Origin of the sequence: Actinocorallia sp. API 0066 (genome assembly GCF_020991275.1) — a bacterium.
Classification (GTDB): Bacteria; Actinomycetota; Actinomycetes; order Streptosporangiales; family Streptosporangiaceae; genus Actinocorallia.
In genome coordinates, this window is sequence record NZ_JAJLQY010000003.1 from 575,903 (window position 1) to 596,828 (window position 20,926).

The following is a 20,926-nucleotide window of genomic DNA, read 5'->3' on the forward strand; positions in this document are numbered from 1 at the left end:
TTTAGCGCAGGGAATCGGTGAGGCGGGTGACCCGCTGGACGAGGATCACCGCGGTGAAGCTGACCGCGAGCAGCACGGTGGCGAGCGCGTTGATCTCGGGCGTGACGCCGAAGCGGACCATCGAGTAGATGACGATCGGCAGCGTCGGGTCCTTGGGGCCCGCGGTGAAGAAGGCGATCACAAATTCGTCGATCGAGAGGGTGAAGGCCAGGAGGGCGCCCGCGACGATGCCCGGCATCAGGCCGGGGAGGGTGATCCGCACGAACGTGGTGAAGGCGCCCGCTCCCAGGTCGCGTGACGCCTCCTCCAGGGAGAGGTCGGCGTGGGTGAGCCGGGTGCGGACGACGGTCGCGACGAACGCCATGCCGAAGACGGTGTGCGCGGCCAGCACCGAGTGGAGGCCGAGCGTCGCCTGGATCGCCGAGTAGAACGCCAGCAGGCCGATCGCGAGGACGAGGTCGGGCAGGATCGCGGGGAGCGTCGCGAGGGCGCCGAGCACCTTGGAGCGGGTGTACCGGGCCATGCCGACGGCGAGCAGCGTCCCGAGCACGGTGGCCAGGACCGTCGAGCCGGTCGCGACGATCAGCGTGTTGACGAGCCCCTCGCGGATCTTCGTGTCGGACGCCAGCTCGCCGTACCAGTGGGTGGAGAACCCGCCCCAGGTGTAGGGGGTGTCGGCGGCGTTGAACGACATGACGACGAGCACCGCGATCGGCGCGTACAGGAACAGGTAGGTCAGCCAGAACGGCGCGAACGCCCAGCGGCTACGCACGGTCGCCCTCCCCGGAGAAGCGGCGCGCGGCCCACGCCTGCGCCATGAGCAGCAGCACCAGCACCGCGATGAGGGTGAGCGCGAGGACGGAGCCGAAAGGCCAGTCGCGCGCCTTGAGGAACTGGTCGCGGACGAGGTTGCCGACCATCACCGAGTGGCCGCCGCCGAGCAGCTCGGGGATGACGAAGTTGCCGAGGCTCGGCACGAACACGAACACGCAGCCGGTGAGGACGCCGGGCAGCGTCAGCGGCAGGGTGACCGACAGGAACGTCCGGACCGGCCCCGCGCCGAGGTTCGCGGACGCCTCGCCCAGCTGCGGGTCGAGGCGCTCGATCGCCGAGTACAGCGGCAGGACCATGAGCGGCAGGTAGGCGTACAGCAGGCCGATGACGATGGCGCCGTCGGTGTACAGCAGTTGGAGTGGCTCGTCGATGAGGCCGAGGTCGCCGAGCGCGGAGTTGACGACGCCCTGGGAGTTGAGCAGGACGATCCACGCGTAGGTCCGGATGAGGAAGTTCGTCCAGAACGGGAGGACGACGGCGATGAGCGCCAGGGTCTTCCACTTCGCCGGGAGTTTGGCGATCACGTAGGCCGTCGGGTAGCCGAGGGCGAGCGCGAGCAGTGTGGTGATCCCGGCGATCTTGACCGAGTGGAGGAGGACGTCGAGGTAGAGGGGGTCGGCGACGCGTGTGAAGTTCTCCGCTGTCGCCTCGTAGACGATCCCGCCGAACCGTCCCCGCTGGAAGACCGTGTAGCTGAGGACCAGGCCGAGCGGGACCACCAGGAAGACGAGCAGGTAGGCCAGCCCGGGGCCGAGCAGCACGAGCGGCTCGACCCGGAGACGGCGTCGGCGGGTGGTTCTCACTGCGCGGTGACCTCGGTGACGATCCGGGTGTAGGCCGGGGCGGCTTCTCCCAGATCGACCAGGCTCTCCTGCTTGAGCAGGTCGGCCGGGCTCATCCCCAGGTGCGGGTAGTCCTTGACGAGCGCGGCGTCGAGCGACTCCATCGCCGCCTGGTTCGGGACCTTGTACATGATGTTCTGCGCCGCCCAGGCGTGCACCTCGGGGTCGAGGATGTAGTTGATCAGGGCGTGCGCGGCCTCCTTGTTCTTGGAGGACTTGAGGACGACCATCGTGTCCACCCAGAGGTCGCTGCCCTCCTTCGGCACGGTGAAGGCGATGTTCTTCTCGGTGGTCGGGCACCAGCCGTCCCACGCCTCCACCAGCGCCGCCTCGCCGGACTTCAGGCGGTCGCCGAAGGTGGTGTCGTCGAAGGCGAGCAGGTTCGGCTTGGCCTTGACCAGGGCTTCCTTGGCCTTGGCCAGTTCGCCCTCATCCTGGGTGTTGGCGGAGAAGCCGAGCGCCTTCTGGGCCGGGAGCAGCATCCAGCGCTCGGTGCCCAGCATGGTGATCTTCTTCTTGAGCGCGGGCCTCGGGGTGAGGATGTCGTTCCAGCTGTCGGGCTCGTAGCCGGTGAGGTCCTTGCGGTAGCACAGGCCGGTGGTGCCCCAGGTGTAGGGCACGGAGACCTTGTTGCCCGGGTCGTAGGCGAGTTCGGTCGCCTCGGGGTAGAGGTTCTTGAGGTTCGGGACCAGGTCCGCGTGGACGGGTTCCAGCAGGCCCTGCTCGCCGAGCGCCTGGGCGAACTGGCCGGACACGAACGCGACGTCGATGCCGCTGTCGCCGCCCGCGGTGAGCTTGGCGATGATCTCCTCGTTGGTGGCGTGCTCGGTGATCGTCACCGCGGCGCCGGTCCGCGCCTTGAACTTCGCGGGCAGGTCCTCGGGCATGTAGCCCGCCCAGTTGGAGAGGGTGAGGGTCTGCTTGCTCAGGTCCGCTGCCGGATCGAGGGTGTCGGGTTCGGCCTTTCCGTCGGCGGCGCCGCCACCGCAGGCGGCCAGGGAGAACAGGGCGAGGGCGGCGGAGACCGCCACGGCCGACATGCGCAGCATGCCGCACCACCTTCCGGTCGGGGGCATCGGATGGGCGCCGAGTCTTGCATCTGAACTCAACATGGACAAGACTCAAAGTCGCCAGATGACGTTTAATTCTTGTTACGGATCTGAAGTTGGATTCAGTAGAACTGATGAAGCGGCTCGGCCTCACCGGGCCCTTCACGACCACCGACTTCGCCGCGCTGCCCACGCTCGCGGACCTCACCGAGCGGGCGATCACCGTCGACCAGACCAACCGCTCGGTCGTGGTGGGCGAGCGGCTCGTCGTCAAGTGGTTCACGCCGCCCGCGCCGCCGCCGCAGCGCGGGCTTGAGGTGCTGCGCCAACTCGCTGAGGCGGGGTTCACCGAGACGGCACGGCCCTACACCGCCGTGTTCGACGGCGCCGGGGCGCTGCTCGCCCTGGTCATGGACTACCTGCCGGACGCCCTGGACGGCTGGGACTGGTGTGTGGACGCGGCCGTCGCCGGGGAGCCCGTCGGGGCCCTGCTGGGCGGGCTGGTCGCCGACCTGCACGCCGCGCTGGCCACCCCCACCGCCTCGATGCCGGAGCCGCTCACCGTCGGCGTCCCTGCGGGCCTGCACGCGCGCGCGCTCGCGGCGCTGGAGGAGGCCCGCTCGCTGACGGGCGAAGACTGGCCGTCGTCTTGGACGTCGCGCCTTCGGGCCGCCTTTGAGCCGCTGGCCTCACCGGGCGAGACGGTGCTCATGAGGGTGCACGGCGACCTGCACGTCGGGCAGGTGCTGCGCTGGCGGGACGGGCACGCGGTGATCGACTTCGACGGCAACCCCGTCGTCGCGCCGGACGGCGGAATCGGACATCCCGTCGCCCGGGACGTCGCCCAGTTCCTCATGAGCCTCGAACACGTCGGGCAGGTCGCCTCCTATCGGCGTGGGCACGACGCCTCGGCCTGGGTACGGGACGCCGTACGGGACTTCCGCGCCGCATACACCGCCCGCCTTGCCTCGCTCGGCAAGGCGGAGATCTTCGACGAGCGGCTGGTCGCGCCGTTCGCCGCCGAGCAGGAGTGCCGCGAGCTCGTCTACGCGGCGCGGTTCCTGCCCCGCTGGCGGTACGCCCCGATGGGCGTGCTGCGTTCCTGGTTTTCCGAAGGAGACTGATGTACCCCGACAGGTTCCGCGCCGACCTTGAGGCCAAGCCCGCCGCGCTGGCCGGGCTCGCCGCGGCGCTGCGGAAGGAGAACCCCTTCGCGGGCCTGCCCGACGTGCGCCGCGTCGTCTTCCTCGGCATGGGCAGCTCGCGGTACGCGGCCGGGGTGGCGGCGCTGCGGCTGCGCGGGCAGGGCATCGACGCGGTGGCCGAGTACGCCTCGGCCGTCCCCTACCGGCCCGCGCCGGGCACGCTCGTCGTGGCGATCTCGGCGACGGGCGGCAGCCGGGAGGTGATCGACGCGCTCGCCTCGCACGAGGGGCACATCGCGCTGACGAACGTGGAGGGCTCCCCGGTGACGGAGGGGGCGGGCCTCGTCGTGCCGATGCTGGCGGGTCCGGAGGAGGGCGGGGTGGCGTGCCGGTCGTTCCAGCACACCCTCGCCCTGCTGCTGAGCCTTGAGGAACACCTGACGGGACGGCCCCTGGGCGTCCCCGAGCTGGTGCTGCGGGCCGCGGACGCCTCGGCCGCGCTGCTGGCGCGGCGCTGGCTGGACGGCGCCCTGGAGCTCCTGGACGGCCCGGACGGGCTGTACACGATCGCGCCCGCCGAGCGGCTGTCGTCGGCCGAGCAGTCGGCGCTGATGGTCAGGGAGGGGCCGCGCCGGGTCGCGGACGCCTGCGAGACGGGCGACTGGGCCCACGTGGACGTCTACCTGACCAAGACGCGGGACTACCGGGCGCTGCTGTTCCCCGGCTCGCGGTACGACGCGCAGGCGATGGAGTGGGTCGTGCGGCGGGGTTCGACGGTGCTGGCGGTCGGCGGGGAGGTCGAGGGGGCCAGGGCGTCGGTGCGGTATCCGGGCGATTCCGACCCGGACGTGGCGCTGCTGACCGAGACGCTCGTGGCGGAGCTCGTCGCGTCCTCCTGGTGGACGTGACGTCAGCTCCGAGCGGAAACACCGCGGCCCGCCCCTTGTCCGGGGGCGGGCCGTTAAGTTCTCGTTAATTGAATTTGCCTTCAGACAGTGTCCGGTTTGGCTTTCGGGGCCGGGCGGCGGCGCCGGGGCGCGGGGGCGGCGCCCAGGGACGTCGGCAGGGGGTGCCCGGTCACTTTGCGCGCGTAGTCGAGGATCAGCTCGATGGCCTCGTCCGTCCCGATCATGGGGTGGCGGGCCACGATCCGGTAGCCGTAGGCGTCCTCCAGGGCCACCAGGTTGCGCGAGATGGTCTGGGAGTCGCCGTCCAGGGTGAAGACGCCCTGGGCCGCGCCCGTCTCCAGGATGAGCTGGTACATCGTCACCTGGCGGTCGAACAGCGTGGTCAGCAGCGTGGCGTAGACGCGGTTGCGGCCCGCGGAGCCGCCCAGTTCGCACAGGAGCCGCACGTCGGCGTCGTCCGGGCCGGACGGCAGCCCCGAGCGCACCGTGACGACGAGTTTCTCGGCCGGGTCGGCGATCCCGGCGATCTTCCGCATGCGCTGGTCGTAGAAGCGCTCCATGCCCGCGTGGTGCGCCTCCAGGAGCAGATCGCTCAACTCCGGGTAGTGGTAGAGCACGGCGCCCGACGTCAGGCCGGCCTCCTCGGCCACCTGGCTGAGGTGGACCGCGTCGGTGCCGTACTGGACCATCGCCCTCCTGGCGGCCTCGATGAGGTCCAGCCGGCGCTCGGTCTTCCTCTTACGCGTGACCATGGTCCTCATTCTGGGTCGTCCCGGGTGTTGACGGACTACCCCGAATGCTATTTGAATCGTCCTTCAGAAAACACCCTCCGTCTCCCAGGGAGTCGCCATGGCCGAGAACACCGGGACAGCGAAGAAGCTAACGGTCCTGTTCATGCCGGAGAGCGCCTACGGGCCCACCAACAACTGCATCGGCATCGGCGACGTGCTGCGCGGGCGGGGCCACCGCGTGGTCTTCGCCGCCGAGGCGTCCTGGCGCGGCAAGCTGACCCCGCTCGGCTTCGAGGAGGACCTCGTGGACCTCGCGCCCCCGCCGGAGGAGGAGGTCGAGCTGGACGCCGGGCAGTTCTGGAAGGACTTCATCCGCGCCTCCGCGCCCGAGTTCCGCAAGAGCACCCTGGAGCAGCTCGACACGTCCGTCAGGCCCATCTGGGAGGAGCTGATCGCGGGCGTCAGGTACTGCGAGCCGCAGCTCAGGGAGATCATCGCCCGGGTCAGGCCGGACATCATCGTGGAGGACAACGTGATCACGTTCCCCGCGTTGGAGACCGCGGGCGTCCCCTTCATCAGGATCGTGTCGTGCAACCCGCTGGAGATCCCCGACGCGGGGATCGCGCCGGTCTTCTCCGGCCTCCCCCAGGACGACAGCTCCGAGTGGGCGGCCTTCCGCGCCGAGTACGACCGCACCCACCGGGCCGTGTGGGAGGAGTTCAACGCCTGGGTGGTCGAGCAGGGCGCCGCGCCGCTGCCGGACCTGGAGTTCGTCCACGAGGGCGCGCTGAACCTGTACGTCTACCCGGAGATCGCCGACTACCCGCGCGCGCTCGGCCCGACGTGGCACCGCCTGGACTCGTCCGTCCGGGGCACCGACGAGCCCTTCGAGCTGCCGGAGACCCTGAGGGACGGCGAAGGCTCCCTGATCTACTTCTCGCTCGGCTCGCTCGGCAGCGCCGACGTGGAGCTGATGCGCCGGGTGATCTCCGTGCTGGGGCGGACCCCGCACCGCTACATCGTCTCCAAGGGCCCGCTGCACGCCGAGATCGAACTCGCCGACAACATGTGGGGCGCGGAGTTCGTCCCGCAGACCAAGGTCATCCCCTTGGTCGACCTGGTGATCACGCATGGCGGCAACAACACCACGACCGAAAGCCTTCACTTCGGCAAGCCGATGATCCTGCTGCCGCTGTTCTGGGACCAGTACGACAACGCCCAGCGCGTCCACGAGCTCGGCCTCGGCGTCCGGCTGGACACCTACCGGTTCACCGACGCGGAGCTGACCGGCGCGATCGAGCGGCTGCTGGGCGACGCCGCGCTGCGCGCCCGCCTCGACGCCGCGGGCGCGGAGATCCGCCGCCGCGACGGCCTCACCCTCGCCGCCGACCTCATCGAACGCACGGCCCTGGCATGACCGTCACCGACCTCGCCCCCGCCGTCTTCTGGACCGACCGCCCGGGACGTCCAGGGCCGTTCCCCGCCCTGTCCGGGCCCGTCTCCGCCGACCTGGTGATCGTCGGAGGCGGGTACACCGGCCTGTGGGCGGCGATCCTGGCCAAGGAGGAGAACCCCGGCTGCGACGTCCTCCTCCTGGAGGCCGCCTCGATCGGCTTCGGCGGCAGCGGCCGCAACGGCGGCTTCATCTCCGACTCCTTGACGCACGGGCTGTCACACGGCGTCTCCCTGTGGGAGAAGGAGATGCCGGAACTCGTGCGCCTGGGCCGGGAGAACCTGCGGGACTTCGCTTCCACGCTGGAGCGGCACAAGATAGACGCGGGCCTCCAACTCAACGGGAAGACGACGATCGCGCTCGCCCCGCACCAGGTGCGCGAACTACGGGAGCTGGAGAAGCTGCACCTGGAGTTCGGCGACGACGCCTGCTGGCTCGACGCCGACGAGATGCGCGCCGACGTCGACTCCCCCACCTACCTGGGCGGGCTGCGGGTCCGCTCCACCGGCGGGATCGTCGACCCCGGGCTGCTCGTGGACGGGCTCACCGAGATCGCCTTCCGGCTCGGCGTCCGGATCCACGAGGGAACGGCCGTAAGCGGCTTCACCCGGACGCCGTACGGGGTGGCCGTCACAACGTCCGGGGGCGAGGTGATGGCCGGACAGGCGCTCATCGCCACCAACGCCTACCCCGCGCCACTGCGCAGGCTCCGCCACCTGGTCCTGCCCGTCTGGGACTACGTGCTCGTCACCGAGCCTCTGACGGCGTCGCAACTGGCGTCCCTGGGCTGGCGTGAGCGGCAGGGCCTCACCGACGCGGGCAACCAGTTCCACTACTACCGGCTCACCTCCGACGACCGGATACTTTGGGGCGGGTACGACGCCATCTACTACCGAGGCGGCGGCACCGGAGACGAACTCGTCCGGCGGGACTCCTCCCACGCGCTGCTCGCGCGGCAGTTCCACACGACCTTCCCCCAGCTCGACGGGCTCCGGTTCACCCACCGCTGGGGCGGCGCGATCGACTCCACCAGCCGGTTCACCGCCACGTTCGGCACCGCGTTGGGCGGACGGGTCGGCTACGCGGTCGGGTACACCGGCCTCGGCGTCGGCGCGTCGCGGTTCGGCGCGGCCACCGCCCTGGACCTGCTGGCCCGCCGCGACACACCGCGGACCCGGCTGGAGATGGTGCGCCGCCCGCCCCTCCCGTTCCCGCCCGAACCGCTGCGCTGGCCCGTCGTGGAGTTCACCCGGCGGCAGATCGCCAAGGCCGACGACCGGGAGGGCAGGCGCGGCCCGTGGCTCGCGCTGCTCGACCGGTTCGGCGTCGGCTTCAACTCCTGACCTGAGAGACATCCACTGTGCGTACCCTGATCAACCCCGCGACCGGCAAGGCCGTCGCCGAACTCGCCGACACCCCCGTCGCGGACGTCCCCGCGATCGTCCGCCGCGCGCGGGCCGCCTTCGAGGTGTGGCGGGACAAGACGCCCGGAGAGCGGGCGCTCGTCCTCCTTCGCCTGGCGGACCTGCTGGAGGCCGACGCGGAAGAGCTGACGCGGCTGGAGGTGGAGGACACCGGCAAGCCCTCCCCCGTCTTCGGCGAGGGCGAGCTGCCGTTCGCCGCCGACAACCTGCGGTTCTTCGCCGGGGCCGCCCGCTCGCTCGACGGCACCGGCGCGGGCGTGTTCAGCGCGGGCTACACCTCGATGCTGGTCCGGCGGCCGGTCGGCGTCGTCGCGTCGATCTCGCCGTGGAACTTCCCGCTGGTCATGGCGGTGTGGAAGCTCGGCCCGGCGCTCGCCGCGGGCAACGCGGTGGTCATCAAGCCCGCGCCCGCGACACCCCGAAGCACGCTGCGGCTCGCTGAGCTGGTCGCTCGGGCGGGCGCGCCCGCGGACCTGGTCCAGGTGGTGCTGGGCGACGCCGAGGTCGGCACGGCGCTCGTCAGCGACGCGGGCGTGGACATGGTGAGCGTCACCGGCTCGACCGCGACCGGCAAGGCCGTCATGCGCGGGGCCGTGGAGGGCGTCAAGCGGGTCCACCTGGAACTCGGCGGCAAGGCCCCCGGCCTGGTCTTCCCCGACGCCGACCTCACCCAGATGGCGCACGGGCTCGCGATGGGCACCACGTACAACACCGGGCAGGACTGCACGGCGGCCACCCGCGTGTACGCGCACCGCGACGTCTACGACCAGGCCGTGGACGCGCTGCGGGCCGCGATGGAGTCGGTGCGTCCCGGCGACCCGTGGGACCCCTCGACCGACATCGGGCCGCTCATCTCCGGCGAACACCGGGACCGGGTGCACGGGTTCGTCACGCGGGCCGTGGCGGAGGGCGCGCAGGTGCTCACCGGAGGCACGCCGCTGGACGGGCCCGGATTCTTCTACCGGCCCACCCTCGTCGTCGGGGCTGAGCAGTCGAGCGAACTCGTGCAGGGCGAGGTCTTCGGCCCGGTGCTCGTCGTGCTGCCCTTCGACGACGAGGACCACGCCGTCCGCCTCGCCAACGACACCCCCTACGGCCTCGCCTCGTCGGTGTGGACCGGCGACGTCTCCCGCGCCCTCCGCGTCTCCCACCGCCTCGACGTCGGCGTCACCTGGATCAACGACCACCTCCCGATCGCCTCGGAGGCCCCCCACGGCGGCGTCAAGGCCAGCGGCTTCGGCAAGGACATGAGCCAGGAGTCCCTGGCCGACTACGCCGTCACCCGCCACATCATGATCAAACACACACCTCCCGAACCCCACACCTCCTTCCGCCCAGCCTGACCCCTCCGCGTTCGGCGTGAAGCCCCTCAGTCTCCCGGCTCGTCGGGGACGGACGGCTTCGGCCGTTGGAAGACCTTGAGGAGTTCCACGGTGGTGTAGGCGGCGAGGGACACGATGACGGCGTGGAGCCATTGGTCGGGGGTCAGGGGGGCGGAGTCGAAGAGGGTGTTCATGAAGGGGGTGTAGGTGTAGAAGAGCTGGATCGCGATGAGGGAGAGGGCGCCTACGCCGACCCAGGGGTTGCGGCGGACGCCCTGCCAGAGGACGGGGTGGGTCAGGGACAGGCAGGTGAAGAGGTAGGTCAGGAGCGTCAGGGCGAAGACGTTCACGACGACCGTCTGGGCGACGGCGGTGGCGGCGCCCTGGGCGCGCTCGTAGTGGAAGAGGCCGTAGGAGCCCGCGAGCAGGATCAGGGAGACGAGGAGGATCCGGAGGACGTACGGGCGGGCGATGAGCGGGGCCGTCGGAGGGCGCGGAGGGCGGCGCATCACGTCGGGGTCGCGGGGCTCGACCGCGAAGGGCAGGCCGAGGATCAGGACGGCCGTCATGTTCAGCCAGAGCACCTGGAGGGGCTGGATAGGGAGGCCGGTGCCCAGGAGGACCGCCGCGACGAGGAGGAGGCCGAGCCCCAGATTGGCGGGCAGCGCCCAGATGATGAACTTCACGAGGTTGTCGAAGACGCCCCTGCCCTCCTCCACCGCCGCCTCGACCGTCGCGAAGTCGTCGTCGGTGAGGATCATGTCGGCCGCCTCCTTGGCCACCTCCGTCCCGGTGATCCCCATCGCGACGCCGATGTCGGCCTGCTTCAGCGCGGGCGCGTCGTTGACGCCGTCGCCCGTCATGGCCACCACGTGGTCCCCGGCGCGCAGCGCGTTGACGAGGCGGAGCTTGTCCTCTGGCGAGACCCTGGCGAACACCGAGGCGTGCTCGGCCAGGCGGGGCAGGTCGGTGTCGGCGCAGGCGGCGAGTTCGGCGCCGCGCACGGCCGGGCCGCCGCCCAGGCCGATCTCGCCGCCGATGGCGCGGGCCGTCGCCAGATGGTCGCCGGTGATCATCTTCACCGCGACACCCGCCGTCTGGCAGGCCGCGACCGCCTGGACGGCCTCCGGGCGCGGCGGGTCCTGCATGCCCTGGACGCCGAGGAACGTCAGCGGGGGCAGTTCCTCGAGCGGGCCCTGGACGTCCTCCGCGCGAGCGAAAGCAAGGACACGCAGGGCCCGTTCACCCAGGCGGGCCGCGAGTTCCTCCAGGGCTTCGCGATCGAGGGGAAGGGGCTTGCCTTCGGTGTCGAGGGCGTCGGCGCAGCGGTCGAGGACGCGTTCGGCGGAGCCCTTCACGTAGAGGGTGCCGTCGGCGTGGAGGGTGGCCATGTACTGGGCGCGGGAGGAGAACGGGATGACGTCGGTGCGTTCGGCGGCCTCCGGGACGCCCGCCTTGGCGGCGCTCACCAGGAGGGCGCCTTCGGTGGGGTCGCCTAGGACGTGCCAGACCCCGTCGTCGTCCTGTACCAGGCCCGCGTCGTTGCAGGCGGCGCCCGCCGTGAAGACCGCTTGGAGGGCGGGGAGGGCTGCCGCTTCTACCGGGTCGCCTGCCTCGTCGAGGACCCTTCCGTCAGGGTCGTAGCCGCCGCCGGTGAGCGTGTAAGCGGCACCACCCGCGACGGCGGTGACGACCGTCATCTCGTTGCGGGTGAGGGTTCCCGTCTTGTCCGTGCAGATGACGGTGGTGCCGCCCAGGGTCTCCACGGCGGGGAGCCTGCGCACGATCGCGCCGCGCGCCGCCATCCGCGACACGCCGAACGCGAGCGTCACCGTGACGATGGCGGGCAGGCCCTCGGGGATCGCGCCGACCGCGAGCGCGACGGCCGTCGTCACCATCTCCGCGACGCTCTGGCCGCGCAGCACGCCGACGGCGAAGGTGAGGACGGCAAGGGCGAGGATCGCGACCGTCACCACCTTGGTGAACCTGTCGATCTTGCGCGTGAGCGGAGTGCGGACGGCGGTCGCGGCGCCGACGAGCCGGTTGACCCGGCCGAGCTCGGTGGCGTCGCCGGTGGCGGTGACGACCCCGCCGCCGCTGCCCGCCGTCACCAGGGTGCCGGAGTAGGCCATGTTCCTGCGGTCGCCGAGCGCCTCGCCGGGAGGCGCGTCCCTGTCCTTGGTGACGGGCACGGACTCTCCGGTGAGCGCGGATTCGTCGATGGCCAGGCGGCGGGCTTCCACCAGGCGGAGGTCGGCGGGGACCTTGTCGCCCTCGCCGAGCACCACGAGGTCGCCGCGCACCAGCGCCGCGGCCGTGACGCGCAGCCGCTCGCCGTCGCGGACCACCACCGCCTCGTCGGCCGCCATCGCGGCGAGCGCGGCCAGCGCCCGCTCCGCGCGTGACTCCTGGAGGTAGCCGACGACCGCGTTGGCCAGCACCACGGCGCAGATCACCGCGGTGTCGACCAGCTCGCCGAGCAGCGCGGTGACGGCGGCCGACACCAGCAGCACGTAGATGAGCGCGTTGTTGAACTGACCGAGGAACCGGCGCAGCGCGGACGGGCCGCGCTCGGCCGACAGCGTGTTCGGCCCGTCCGCCGCGAGCCGCCGCGCCGCCTCCGGCCCGCTCAGCCCGAGCGCCGCGTCACTGCCCAGCCCGCCGACGACATCGACCACCCCGTACCGGTAGGCGTCGTCCATATCCCCCTCCCCCGGTGTCGATTCCACCGGCGGCCGTCCCTCAGCCCCAAGCCCGGGAAAAGCCTGCCGGGTAGGGCCGCGCGCGCAGGGCGGGGGTCAGGGGTGGGCGGGGGTGAGGTTGAGGGCGACCAGTGCGTGGTGGGTGAGGGTCGAAGGGTTGGGGCCGATGGTGAGGGTCGCGCCGTCCTCGTCGGGCTGGAGGGGTTCGAGGACGGCGAGCTGGGAGTCCAGCAGGGAGGGCGGCATGAAGTGGGGGGCGCGGTCCTGCACGCGCGAGGTGAGCAGTTCCGTCGGGCCGTGGAGGTGCACAAAGCGGGCGCGCGGGGCGTAGGAGCGCAGCCTGTCCCGATAGGCGCGCTTGAGGGCGGAGCAGGACAGGACGCCGCCCCGGCGGTCGTGGTCCTTCAGCCAGTGGCCGAGTTCGTCGAGCCAGGGTTCGCGGTCGGCGTCGGTGAGCGGCCTGCCGGAGAGCATCTTGCTGATGTTGGACCAGGGGTGGAACGCGTCGCCCTCGGCGAACGGCACGTCGAGGACCTCGGCGAGGAGCCTGCCGACCGTGGTCTTCCCTGAGCCGGAGACGCCCATGACGACGAGGAGCGGAGCGGGTTGGTCCATGGTCCCAGCCTGGGGCCGCAGGACGTCGAGGACAAGGAACCCGCGGCGCGGTTCGCCCGGAGCCGGGCCCGCGACCTCAGGACACATGCGGCGGTTCCCTTGTTTTCCGACACAACACGAAAATCAGGTCGAACACTCGTTGAATCTCAGGTGAACGCGGAGGAAGGACGACGTATCGACACGGCGTACGGAGTAACATTCCGGCGGGCGAGGTCATGATCGGCTTCGCGGTCGTCCTCCCCTGTCGGTGCCCGATTCGGAGCCCTTGATCCATGTCCTGGCTTGAAGCCGTCGTCCTCGGCCTGATCCAGGGACTCACCGAGTTCCTGCCCGTCTCCTCCAGCGCGCACCTGCGGGTGTTCTCCGCCCTGTTCGGATGGAACGACCCCGGCGCCGCCTTCACCGCGGTCACCCAACTGGGCACCGAGACGGCGGTGCTCATCTACTTCCGCAAGGACATCGTCTCGATCGTCCGCGCCTGGGTGCGCGCGCTGTTCTGGAAGGACCAGCGCGGCGACCCGAACGCCCGGATGGGCTGGTACATCATCGCCGGGTCGCTGCCGATCTGCGTGCTCGGCCTGGCCTTCCAGCACCAGATCGAGACGACGCTGCGCGACCTGCGCATCGTCGCGACGACGCTCATCGTCTTCGGCGTCATCCTCGCCCTGGCCGACCGGACGCGGCTGCACAACCCCGGCAAGCCGATCAGCGACCTGACCCTCCCGCACGCGGTCGGCTTCGGCCTCGCCCAGTCCCTCGCGCTCATCCCGGGCGTGTCCCGCTCCGGCGGCACGATCAGCGCGGGCCTGTTCCTCGGCTACAGCCGCGAGGCGGCGGCCCGGTTCTCGTTCCTGCTCGCGATCCCCGCGGTGCTCGCCTCGGGCGTGCTGGAGCTGTTCGACATCGGCGAGGGGCCCGCGCCGTCGTGGGGGCCGACGATCGTCGCGACGGTCATCGCGTTCGTGGTCGGCTACGCGGCGGTCGCGTGGTTCCTCAAGTTCATCACCACGCACACCTTCATGCCGTTCGTCGTCTACCGGATCGCGCTGGGCCTGTTCATCTTCGTGCTCCTCGCGCTCGGTGTGCTGGCCCCGGGCGCGGGCGGGGTCGGGTAGCGCCGGAGCCGCCGCTGGACGGGCGTCGGACGGGCGCCGCCGGAGAATGTCAGTGCCGCCGCTTAACGTGGCGGCATGACTACCGAACGGGAAGTACCGAAGTGGCGGCGGGGCTCAGCGGCGCATGAGGGCGGTGAGCGCGTCGGCGAGCGGCGGCTCGTCGGGCGGCGTGCCGGTGATGAGCGTCCGCAACAGCACCCCGTCGAGGAACACGGCGATCGTGCGGGCCCGCGCCGCCCCCGCGTACGGGGTGAGGACGTCGGTGAGCCCGTCGGTCCACAGCCGGGCCAGCGGGCGCAGTTCGGGCCGGTGCGCGGCGGCGAGGTACAGCTCGTTGGCGGTGCGGAACCGCTCGGGCTCGGCGAGGTAGGCGCGGGTGCGCCGGGCCAGCTCGGCGGGCGGGTCGGCGGAGGCGGCGAGCGCCTCGCCGAGCGCGGCGAGCAGTTCCCGGGAGGCGCCCGCGGTGTCCTCGAACGCGGCGGTGATGAGCTCGCTCAGCCCGGTGAAGTAGTAGGTGGTGGCGCCCAGCGGCACCCCCGCCTCGGCGGCCGCCTTGCGGTGGGTGAGGCCGCCGACGCCCTCCCGCGCGATGACGCGGCCCGCCGCGTCGATGATCGCCTGCCGCCGCCCCTCGGGGTCGCGGCGCGTCAATGCCCGCCCGCCAGGTTCAGCGTGACGACACCGCCGATCACCAGCGCGACCCCGGCGACCTTCGCGGCGGTCACCGGCTCGTGCAGGAACAGCACGCCGATCGTGGCGATGAGCGCCGTGCCCACCCCCGACCAGATCGCGTACGCCAGGCCCACCTGTAGTCCGCGGTTGATCCCCTGCGCCAGCAGCAGGAACGACACCGTGTACCCGATGAGGCACAGTGCCGTGGGCAGCGGCCTGGTGAACCCCTCGGTGCTCTTCAGCAGGCTCGTCGCCGTCACCTCGGCCAGGATCGCCCCGGCCAGATACAGGTACACCACCATGTCCGCCCTCTTCCTGTACATCCGTACTAGTACGAACGTACAGGAATGCCCGTCGCCGTTGAAAGCCTTACCCGGCGAGGCTTTCCCCGGTCGGCGAGGCGTAGGCGGCGGCCGTCAGGGGGTGTCGGGGCGGAGCAGGGCGAGGAAGGCCCGGAAGAGGGCGGGCATGTCGATGGAGTCGGGCGAGAGGAGCCACTGGAGCTGGAGGCCGTCCATGACGGCGAAGAGGAGAGGGGCCGCCTGTTCGGGGGTGACGCCGCCGGGCAGGGCGTCGCCGAGTTCGGCGCGGATGACGTCGGCCATCCAGGCGCGGGCGCCGCCGTACCGCTCACGGAAGAAGTCGGCGGCCGGATGGCCCTCGATCACGCTCTCGGCCGACAGGACGGTGAAGGACTGGACGATGCCGCGCCGCTCGGTGTTCCACTCGACGATCGAGGCGACGGTGTCGAGGGTGATGCCGCCCTTCCCGCCGGGCAGCGCGATGACGTCAAGACCGCGTTCGTCGCGCAGCCGCAGCACCTCGGCGAGCAGCCGGTCCTTGCTGGGGAAGTAGTGCAGCACGCCCTGCTGGCTGAGCCCGACCCGCTGGGCGACGGCGGCGATCGACGCGCCGGTGTAGCCACGCTCGGCGAACATAACGGCGTGTACGCGCGCCGTCCACCCGTCGCCGTCACCCGAGGAGCACCGTATGAGCGCACACGAGGACGAACTGCTGGAGGCCAGAGCGCGGATGCTGGCCGGGCACGACATGTGGTCGCTGGCCGCCGAGCCCGCGCTGGGCTTCCCCGGCCTGACGATGTCGGACGGGCCGATCGGGGTGCGCGGCGTGCACTGGTCCGGCGACCCCTCGGTGGCGCTGCCGAGCCCGACGGCGCTCGCCGCGACGTGGGACACCGCGCTGGCCCGCCGGGTAGGCGCGCTGCTCGCCCAGGAGGCGCGGCGCAAGGGCGTCCAGGTGCTGCTGGCGCCCACGGTGAACCTCCAGCGCTCCCCGCTCGGCGGCCGGCACTTCGAGTGCCTCTCCGAGGACCCCCTGCTCACCGGGAGACTCGCCGCCCAGTACGTCGCGGGCGTCCAGGAGGGCGGGGTCGCGGTGACGGTCAAGCACTTCGTCGCCAACGACTTCGAGACCGAGCGGATGACGGCCGACGTCGTCGTCTCCGAGCGGGCGCTGCGCGAGCTGTACCTCCTGCCGTTCGAGATCGTGGTGAAGGAGGCGGCGCCCTGGGGCGTCATGGCCGCCTACAACGGCGTCAACGGCACGGCGATGAGCGAGCACGGCGAGCTGGTCAACGGCGTGCTGCGCGGCGAGTGGGGTTTTGACGGGTTCGTCGTCTCCGACTGGTTCGGCGCCCGCGACACGGTGGGGGCCGCGCTGGGCGGGCTCGACGTGGCGATGCCGGGGCCGCACACCGTCTACGGGCCCGCCCTCGCCGAGGCCGTGCGCGCCGGGAAGGTGCCCGAGGAGGTGCTGGCGGAGCACGTCGCGCGGGTCGGCACACTGGCGGAGCGCACCGCGAACCCGCCGTCGCCCGCCCCGGTGGACGGCGCCGCGCTGGCCCGCGAGGTCGCCGCCCGCTCGGTGACGCTGCTGCGCAACGACGGGGTGCTCCCGCTGGCGGGCGCACCGCGGATCGCGCTCATCGGCGGGCTCGCCAAGGACGCGCGGGTGATGGGCGGCGGCAGCGCCCAGGTGACGCCGGAGCGCGTCGTGTCCGCGTGGGACGGCCTGCGCGCGGCGGACCTCGACGTGGTGTACGCGCGCGGCGCCGACCCGAGCGACCGGCTGCCCGCGCTCGCCGCCCCGATGCGCGCGGTCGCGCTCGCCGAGGACGGCACCGTGCTCGGCGAGTTCCCGACGCCGGACGGCGCCCTCATGTGGGTGGGCCGGTTGCCCGGCGGCATCGACCCCGAGCGGCTCCACACGGTCGTGCTGCGCGGGACGTTCACGCCGGAGGTGTCGGGTGCGCACCTGATCGCGGCGGAGGGCGTCGGGGAGTTCCGGCTCACCGTGGACGGCGAGGCGCTCCTGGACGGCGCCGTCGCGCCGGAGGGCGACGACCCGTTCGCCGCCCTGTTCTTCCCCGCGCAGACCGCGTTCCCACGGGTGTGGGAGGCGGGCGAGGCGGTCTCGGTGGAGCTGGCGCACCGCGTGCGGGGAGGCGGACCCATCCCCTTCGTCGGATTCGCCGTGGCGCACCGTGACCCGAGGGCCGACGCCGACGCGCTCATCGACGAGGCCGTCGCCGCCGCGGCCGTGGCGGACGCCGCGGTGGTGGTGGTCGGCACGTCGAAGGAGGTCGAGAGCGAGGGGTTCGACCGGACGTCGCTGCGGCTGCCCGGACGGCAGGACGAGCTGGTCGCGCGGGTCGCCGCCGCCAACCCGCGCACGATCGTCGTGGTGAACGCCGGGTCGCCGGTGGAGATGCCGTGGCGGGAGGACGTCGCCGCGCTGCTGCTCACCTGGTTCCCCGGCCAGGAGGGCGGCCACGCCCTCGCCGACGTGCTCACCGGCGCGGCGGAGCCCGGCGGGCGGCTGCCCACCACCTGGCCCGCCGTGCTCGCCGACTGCCCGGTGGTGGACGTGACGCCGGTGGACGGCACGCTCCGCTACGACGAGGGTGTCTTCGTCGGCTACCCGGCCTGGCAGAAGGCGGGCACGGCGCCCGCGTTCGAGTTCGGCTCCGGACTCGGCTACACGACATGGGCCTACGAGTCGGCCGCGCACGCCGACAGCGCCCTCGCCGTCACGGTCCGCAACACCGGGACCCGGCGGGGCCGCGAGGTCGTCCAGGTCTACCTCTCCCCCGCCGCCCCCGACCCCGACAGCCCGGCCCGCCGCCTGGCAGGCTTCGCCGTCGCCGAAGCCGACCCGGGCGCCACGGCCACCGTCACGATCCCCGTCCCCGACCGGGCCTACGCCCGCTGGCGCGACGGCGCCTGGCACACGCCTCCGGGCGACTACCTCCTGCACACCGGCCGCTCTCTCACCCGCACCCCCCTCACGACCCCGGTCCACCGCCCCTGACCCCACGTACGGCGGGGTCGCCCGGCCCCGCCGTACGGCACCCGGCGGCGGCCATCCGGGGTGGGGCCTTCATCAAAAGGTTGTGTTTCGGCTTCCGGGATCCGCTCGGCGCGGCGGTCGGCGGTGAGATCATCTTGGCGGGCGGCGCGACCCGCGGCCGCCACCGCGACCGGGTGCGCGCACGAAAGAAACACACGATGACCGACCTTGTCCTCGTCCGGCACGGGCAGACCGTCTGGCACGCCGAGAACCGCTACGCGGGCGTCACCGACGTCGCGCTGACCGACGAGGGGATGCGGCAGGCCGAGCGGCTCGCCGTCTGGGCCAAGGGCGCCGGGCTCGACGCCGTCTGGTCCTCGACCCTGAGCCGCGCCCGGATCACCGCCCGGGCCAGCGCCGACGCGGCGGGCCTCGACCTGCGGGTGGACGCCCGGCTGCGCGAGCTCGACTTCGGCCGTGCCGAGGGCCTCACCGGGGCCGAGCAGCGGGCCCGCTTCCCGGCCGCACGCGCCGCGTTCGAGGCCGACCCCGCCGCGCACCCCCTGCCGGGCGGGGAGGACCCGCACGCGGCCGCTGAGCGCTTCCTGGCGTGCCTCGCGGAGATCGAGGGCGGCCGGATCCTCGTCGTCGCGCACACCACGGCCATCCGGCTGGCGCTGTGCCGCCTGCTCGGCGTCCCACTCGGCGAGTACCGGCGGCTGCTGCCACGGCTGGACAACGGCGCACTCACCGAGATCCGCCTACGCGCCGGACACGCGGCACTCCTGCAGTACAACGCTCCAACCCCATGACGGAACAGGCGGCGCCACATCCGGGTACGGTCCGGCTTGGCCCCCGCCCGGCCGCTAACGACCTGCGCTCGCTCGGGTTGGACCGGCTTCCCGCGTTCACCACCACGACCGTCTCCCACGTGCGGATGGCCTTCCACGACGCGGTCACCCTCGCCTGGCCCCTTTGCGGTCGCATGGGACGAATGGTGTTTTGCCGGGATCGATTTACTGGGAGGAGGACAAAGAGGGACAGGCAGGGGGGACGATGAGGATCGCTTCGATCGCGGCGGCGACGGCGCTCGGCGGGCTGCTCCTGGCCGGATGCGACACGCAGGGGCCCGAGCCGGGGTCGGTGTCGCCCGAGGCGGGGGTGGACGGCCAGGTCGGCAAGGTCGACCTGCGCGACGTGTTCGTGCTCGGCGGCGACAACGGCGCCGACGTCCCCGCGGGCGGATCCGCGCCGGTCTACCTGACCCTGGTCAACTACCCGGCGGGCGGCGAGACCGACGGCACGTCGGGCACCCAAGGCGAGGCGGACACGCTGCAGTCGGTGACGTCGCCCGCCGCCCAGTCCGCGGAGATCATCGGCGGCCCGATCCCGTTGCCGCCGGGCGAGGACGTCAGGATCGGCCCGGCGGCCAGGATCGTCCTCAAGGGCCTCACCGCGCCCCTGGCGGAGGGCACGAACGTCCAGCTCACGTTCACGTTCGAGAAGGCGGGCCAGGGCACGATGAGCGTGCCCGTCCAGTCCCGGCAGGAGAGCCTCAGCACTTACTCACCCGCGCCCTGACCTTGGCCCGCGTCACGGTGCCCCGAGATAGCCTGGAAGTCGGTCGTGGGGGCGAGGAGCCATGGGATGTGACCAGTCCACCCGGGAACGGGTACTCGACATCGCTACCCGGCTGTTCGCCGAACTCGGCTACGACGAGACGTCGCTCGGACTCGTCGCGGACGCGGTGGGGCTGTCCGTCGCGGAGATCGACGAGGAGTTCGGGGGCAAGCGCGGGCTCTACCTCAACGTGTACCGGCACCTGCACGAACAGGAGCTCGACGTCGTCGACGCGCTGGGCGAGGTCGCCGACCACGACTCGATGCACCGCTTCGTCGACGTCTACCTGGCGCACCTGAAGGCGCGTCCGGAGCGGGCCGCCCTGTGGCTGCAGCGCAGGCTGCACGACGCGGCCGACATCCGCGAGGTCGAGCGGACGTACCTGAGCCCGCAGGTGGAACGGGCGGTGAAGGCGGCGGAGAACCTCTTCCGGCCGGGCATCGACCCCGAGCTGGCGCTGTGGACCGTCGCGTGGACGGCGCAGGCGTACACGCTCGCGTCGGTGCCGGGCGAGCCCGCCGATGCGGAGGAGACGCACGAGCGCATCCTCGCCCATCTGCACCGCTTCGCGGACCTGCTGATGGAGCGGCGGGAGGAGGGCCATGGCCACGGCGCGAGCGCCCCGTGAGGCGCTGCTGGAGACGGCCGCGCGGCTGTTCGCCGACCTCGGCTACGACCAGACGACGAGCGCGCTGATCGCCGTCTCCGCCGGGGTCCCGGTGAAGACGATCACCGAGGAGTTCGGCGGGAGGCGCGGCCTGTACAGGGCCGTCTACCAGCGGTTGCAGGAGTGGGAGTTCGAACTCGTCGAGACGTACTTCCGCGAGGGCATGACGCTGGAGGAGCTGCACCGGTTCGCCGACATCCACCTCGACCTCCTCGACGAGAAGCCGCACGTGGCGGCGCTGCGGGTGCAGCGGTGGATGCACGACGCGGTGGACACCGAGATCGAAGGGGACTTCGTACGTCCGCAGGCCGACCGGGTGATAGCCGCGCTCACCCCGCTGTGCCGGGAGGGCGTCGATCCGACCCTCGCCATGTGGATGCTCTCCTGGATGGCGCAGCTGCACACGCTCGGCGGCATCCCCGGCGAACGCCCGGGACCCCGCTTCCGGCGGCACGCCCACGCGATGATCGACACGCTGATGCGGCAGCCGTAAGCCGGAAGATCTAACCGGACAGGAC

The 20,926-nt window shown here is 72.0% G+C and carries 20 protein-coding genes; 11 read left to right on the forward strand and 9 right to left on the reverse strand.

Annotated elements, in window-relative coordinates:
- Nucleotide 1: 1 nt before the first annotated feature.
- Genes LO762_RS10480 through LO762_RS10490 form a run of 3 tightly spaced genes read right to left on the reverse strand, consistent with a single transcriptional unit; the run spans nt 2 to nt 2,725 of the window.
- The gene (locus LO762_RS10480; protein ID WP_230614372.1) at nt 2-772 is read right to left on the reverse strand and encodes an ABC transporter permease; all 771 of its coding nucleotides are present in this window, start codon (nt 770-772) and stop codon (nt 2-4) included.
- A complete protein-coding gene (locus LO762_RS10485; protein ID WP_230614373.1) occupies nt 765-1,637 on the reverse strand; it encodes an ABC transporter permease in 873 nt (290 codons plus the stop codon). Before LO762_RS10485 ends, LO762_RS10480 begins: the two co-directional genes overlap by 8 nt.
- Complete coding sequence (locus tag LO762_RS10490; protein ID WP_230614374.1) at nt 1,634-2,725, reverse strand: spermidine/putrescine ABC transporter substrate-binding protein; 1,092 nt, start codon at nt 2,723-2,725, stop codon at nt 1,634-1,636. Before LO762_RS10490 ends, LO762_RS10485 begins: the two co-directional genes overlap by 4 nt.
- A gap of 134 nt (nt 2,726-2,859) precedes the next feature.
- On the opposite strand from LO762_RS10490, the gene LO762_RS10495 reads away from it, so the two are divergent.
- Nucleotides 2,860-3,849: a hypothetical protein gene (locus LO762_RS10495; RefSeq protein ID WP_230614375.1), complete on the forward strand. Its 990-nt coding sequence runs from the start codon at nt 2,860-2,862 to the stop codon at nt 3,847-3,849.
- Nucleotides 3,849-4,778, forward strand: coding sequence for an SIS domain-containing protein (locus tag LO762_RS10500; protein WP_230614376.1), 930 nt, complete (start codon nt 3,849-3,851; stop codon nt 4,776-4,778). The genes LO762_RS10495 and LO762_RS10500 overlap by 1 nt, the downstream gene beginning before the upstream one ends.
- Before the next feature lie 80 nt (nt 4,779-4,858).
- Here LO762_RS10500 and LO762_RS10505 read toward each other — a convergent pair whose 3' ends face one another.
- Nucleotides 4,859-5,530, reverse strand: coding sequence for a TetR/AcrR family transcriptional regulator (locus LO762_RS10505; RefSeq protein ID WP_230614377.1), 672 nt, complete (start codon nt 5,528-5,530; stop codon nt 4,859-4,861).
- Between the two features lie 97 nt (nt 5,531-5,627).
- Between LO762_RS10505 and LO762_RS10510 the strand changes: the two genes are divergently transcribed.
- The 3 genes from LO762_RS10510 to LO762_RS10520 are packed head-to-tail and all read left to right on the forward strand — an operon-like array spanning nt 5,628 to nt 9,729.
- On the forward strand, nt 5,628-6,926 hold the full coding sequence (locus LO762_RS10510; RefSeq protein ID WP_230614378.1) for a glycosyltransferase: 1,299 nt from the start codon (nt 5,628-5,630) through the stop codon (nt 6,924-6,926).
- Nucleotides 6,923-8,305, forward strand: a complete 1,383-nt coding sequence (locus LO762_RS10515) for an FAD-binding oxidoreductase (RefSeq protein WP_230614379.1) — start codon at nt 6,923-6,925, stop codon at nt 8,303-8,305. The genes LO762_RS10510 and LO762_RS10515 overlap by 4 nt, the downstream gene beginning before the upstream one ends.
- A gap of 17 nt (nt 8,306-8,322) precedes the next feature.
- Nucleotides 8,323-9,729: an aminobutyraldehyde dehydrogenase gene (locus LO762_RS10520; RefSeq protein ID WP_230614380.1), complete on the forward strand. Its 1,407-nt coding sequence runs from the start codon at nt 8,323-8,325 to the stop codon at nt 9,727-9,729.
- Nucleotides 9,730-9,755: 26 nt separating this feature from the next.
- Here LO762_RS10520 and LO762_RS10525 read toward each other — a convergent pair whose 3' ends face one another.
- Together LO762_RS10525 and LO762_RS10530 are read right to left on the reverse strand one after the other, a co-directional pair.
- Nucleotides 9,756-12,410, reverse strand: coding sequence for an HAD-IC family P-type ATPase (locus LO762_RS10525; protein ID WP_230614381.1), 2,655 nt, complete (start codon nt 12,408-12,410; stop codon nt 9,756-9,758).
- Nucleotides 12,411-12,506: 96 nt separating this feature from the next.
- Nucleotides 12,507-13,025: a gluconokinase gene (locus LO762_RS10530; RefSeq protein WP_230614382.1), complete on the reverse strand. Its 519-nt coding sequence runs from the start codon at nt 13,023-13,025 to the stop codon at nt 12,507-12,509.
- A gap of 272 nt (nt 13,026-13,297) precedes the next feature.
- On the opposite strand from LO762_RS10530, the gene LO762_RS10535 reads away from it, so the two are divergent.
- Complete coding sequence (locus LO762_RS10535) at nt 13,298-14,140, forward strand: undecaprenyl-diphosphate phosphatase (protein ID WP_230614383.1); 843 nt, start codon at nt 13,298-13,300, stop codon at nt 14,138-14,140.
- A 114-nt stretch (nt 14,141-14,254) separates the two neighbouring features.
- Here LO762_RS10535 and LO762_RS10540 read toward each other — a convergent pair whose 3' ends face one another.
- From LO762_RS10540 to LO762_RS10550, 3 genes are all read right to left on the reverse strand, one after another.
- The gene (locus tag LO762_RS10540; RefSeq protein WP_230614384.1) at nt 14,255-14,791 is read right to left on the reverse strand and encodes a TetR/AcrR family transcriptional regulator; all 537 of its coding nucleotides are present in this window, start codon (nt 14,789-14,791) and stop codon (nt 14,255-14,257) included.
- Nucleotides 14,788-15,114, reverse strand: a complete 327-nt coding sequence (locus LO762_RS10545; protein WP_255685334.1) for a multidrug efflux SMR transporter — start codon at nt 15,112-15,114, stop codon at nt 14,788-14,790. The genes LO762_RS10540 and LO762_RS10545 overlap by 4 nt, the downstream gene beginning before the upstream one ends.
- A gap of 114 nt (nt 15,115-15,228) precedes the next feature.
- Complete coding sequence (locus tag LO762_RS10550; RefSeq protein ID WP_230614385.1) at nt 15,229-15,750, reverse strand: TetR/AcrR family transcriptional regulator; 522 nt, start codon at nt 15,748-15,750, stop codon at nt 15,229-15,231.
- Nucleotides 15,751-15,802: 52 nt separating this feature from the next.
- On the opposite strand from LO762_RS10550, the gene LO762_RS10555 reads away from it, so the two are divergent.
- From LO762_RS10555 to LO762_RS10575, 5 genes are all read left to right on the forward strand, one after another.
- Nucleotides 15,803-18,142 (forward strand): beta-glucosidase, encoded by a 2,340-nt coding sequence (locus tag LO762_RS10555; protein ID WP_230614386.1) that lies wholly within the window; start codon nt 15,803-15,805, stop codon nt 18,140-18,142.
- A 197-nt stretch (nt 18,143-18,339) separates the two neighbouring features.
- Nucleotides 18,340-18,933, forward strand: coding sequence for a histidine phosphatase family protein (locus LO762_RS10560; RefSeq protein ID WP_230614387.1), 594 nt, complete (start codon nt 18,340-18,342; stop codon nt 18,931-18,933).
- 244 nt (nt 18,934-19,177) lie between these two features.
- A complete protein-coding gene (locus tag LO762_RS10565; protein ID WP_230614388.1) occupies nt 19,178-19,702 on the forward strand; it encodes a copper chaperone PCu(A)C in 525 nt (174 codons plus the stop codon).
- Nucleotides 19,703-19,763: 61 nt separating this feature from the next.
- Entirely contained in the window at nt 19,764-20,369 is a 606-nt protein-coding gene (locus LO762_RS10570; RefSeq protein WP_230614389.1) for a TetR/AcrR family transcriptional regulator, read from the forward strand.
- Nucleotides 20,344-20,901: a TetR/AcrR family transcriptional regulator gene (locus LO762_RS10575; RefSeq protein ID WP_230614390.1), complete on the forward strand. Its 558-nt coding sequence runs from the start codon at nt 20,344-20,346 to the stop codon at nt 20,899-20,901. The genes LO762_RS10570 and LO762_RS10575 overlap by 26 nt, the downstream gene beginning before the upstream one ends.
- Nucleotides 20,902-20,926 lie beyond the last annotated feature (25 nt).

What these genes read in the sequence shown, in the direction of transcription:
- LO762_RS10490 (WP_230614374.1), bottom strand. Translation starts at nt 2,725, where the DNA reads ATGCTGCGCATGTCGGCCGTGGCGGTCTCCGCCGCCCTCGCCCTGTTC.
- LO762_RS10495 (WP_230614375.1), top strand. Translation starts at nt 2,860, where the DNA reads ATGAAGCGGCTCGGCCTCACCGGGCCCTTCACGACCACCGACTTCGCC.
- LO762_RS10500 (WP_230614376.1), top strand. Translation starts at nt 3,849, where the DNA reads ATGTACCCCGACAGGTTCCGCGCCGACCTTGAGGCCAAGCCCGCCGCG.
- LO762_RS10505 (WP_230614377.1), bottom strand. Translation starts at nt 5,530, where the DNA reads ATGGTCACGCGTAAGAGGAAGACCGAGCGCCGGCTGGACCTCATCGAG.
- LO762_RS10510 (WP_230614378.1), top strand. Translation starts at nt 5,628, where the DNA reads ATGGCCGAGAACACCGGGACAGCGAAGAAGCTAACGGTCCTGTTCATG.
- LO762_RS10515 (WP_230614379.1), top strand. Translation starts at nt 6,923, where the DNA reads ATGACCGTCACCGACCTCGCCCCCGCCGTCTTCTGGACCGACCGCCCG.
- LO762_RS10525 (WP_230614381.1), bottom strand. Translation starts at nt 12,410, where the DNA reads ATGGACGACGCCTACCGGTACGGGGTGGTCGATGTCGTCGGCGGGCTG.
- LO762_RS10530 (WP_230614382.1), bottom strand. Translation starts at nt 13,025, where the DNA reads ATGGACCAACCCGCTCCGCTCCTCGTCGTCATGGGCGTCTCCGGCTCA.
- LO762_RS10535 (WP_230614383.1), top strand. Translation starts at nt 13,298, where the DNA reads ATGTCCTGGCTTGAAGCCGTCGTCCTCGGCCTGATCCAGGGACTCACC.
- LO762_RS10545 (WP_255685334.1), bottom strand. Translation starts at nt 15,114, where the DNA reads ATGGTGGTGTACCTGTATCTGGCCGGGGCGATCCTGGCCGAGGTGACG.
- LO762_RS10550 (WP_230614385.1), bottom strand. Translation starts at nt 15,750, where the DNA reads ATGTTCGCCGAGCGTGGCTACACCGGCGCGTCGATCGCCGCCGTCGCC.
- LO762_RS10555 (WP_230614386.1), top strand. Translation starts at nt 15,803, where the DNA reads ATGAGCGCACACGAGGACGAACTGCTGGAGGCCAGAGCGCGGATGCTG.
- LO762_RS10560 (WP_230614387.1), top strand. Translation starts at nt 18,340, where the DNA reads ATGACCGACCTTGTCCTCGTCCGGCACGGGCAGACCGTCTGGCACGCC.
- LO762_RS10565 (WP_230614388.1), top strand. Translation starts at nt 19,178, where the DNA reads ATGAGGATCGCTTCGATCGCGGCGGCGACGGCGCTCGGCGGGCTGCTC.
- LO762_RS10570 (WP_230614389.1), top strand. Translation starts at nt 19,764, where the DNA reads ATGGGATGTGACCAGTCCACCCGGGAACGGGTACTCGACATCGCTACC.
- LO762_RS10575 (WP_230614390.1), top strand. Translation starts at nt 20,344, where the DNA reads ATGGCCACGGCGCGAGCGCCCCGTGAGGCGCTGCTGGAGACGGCCGCG.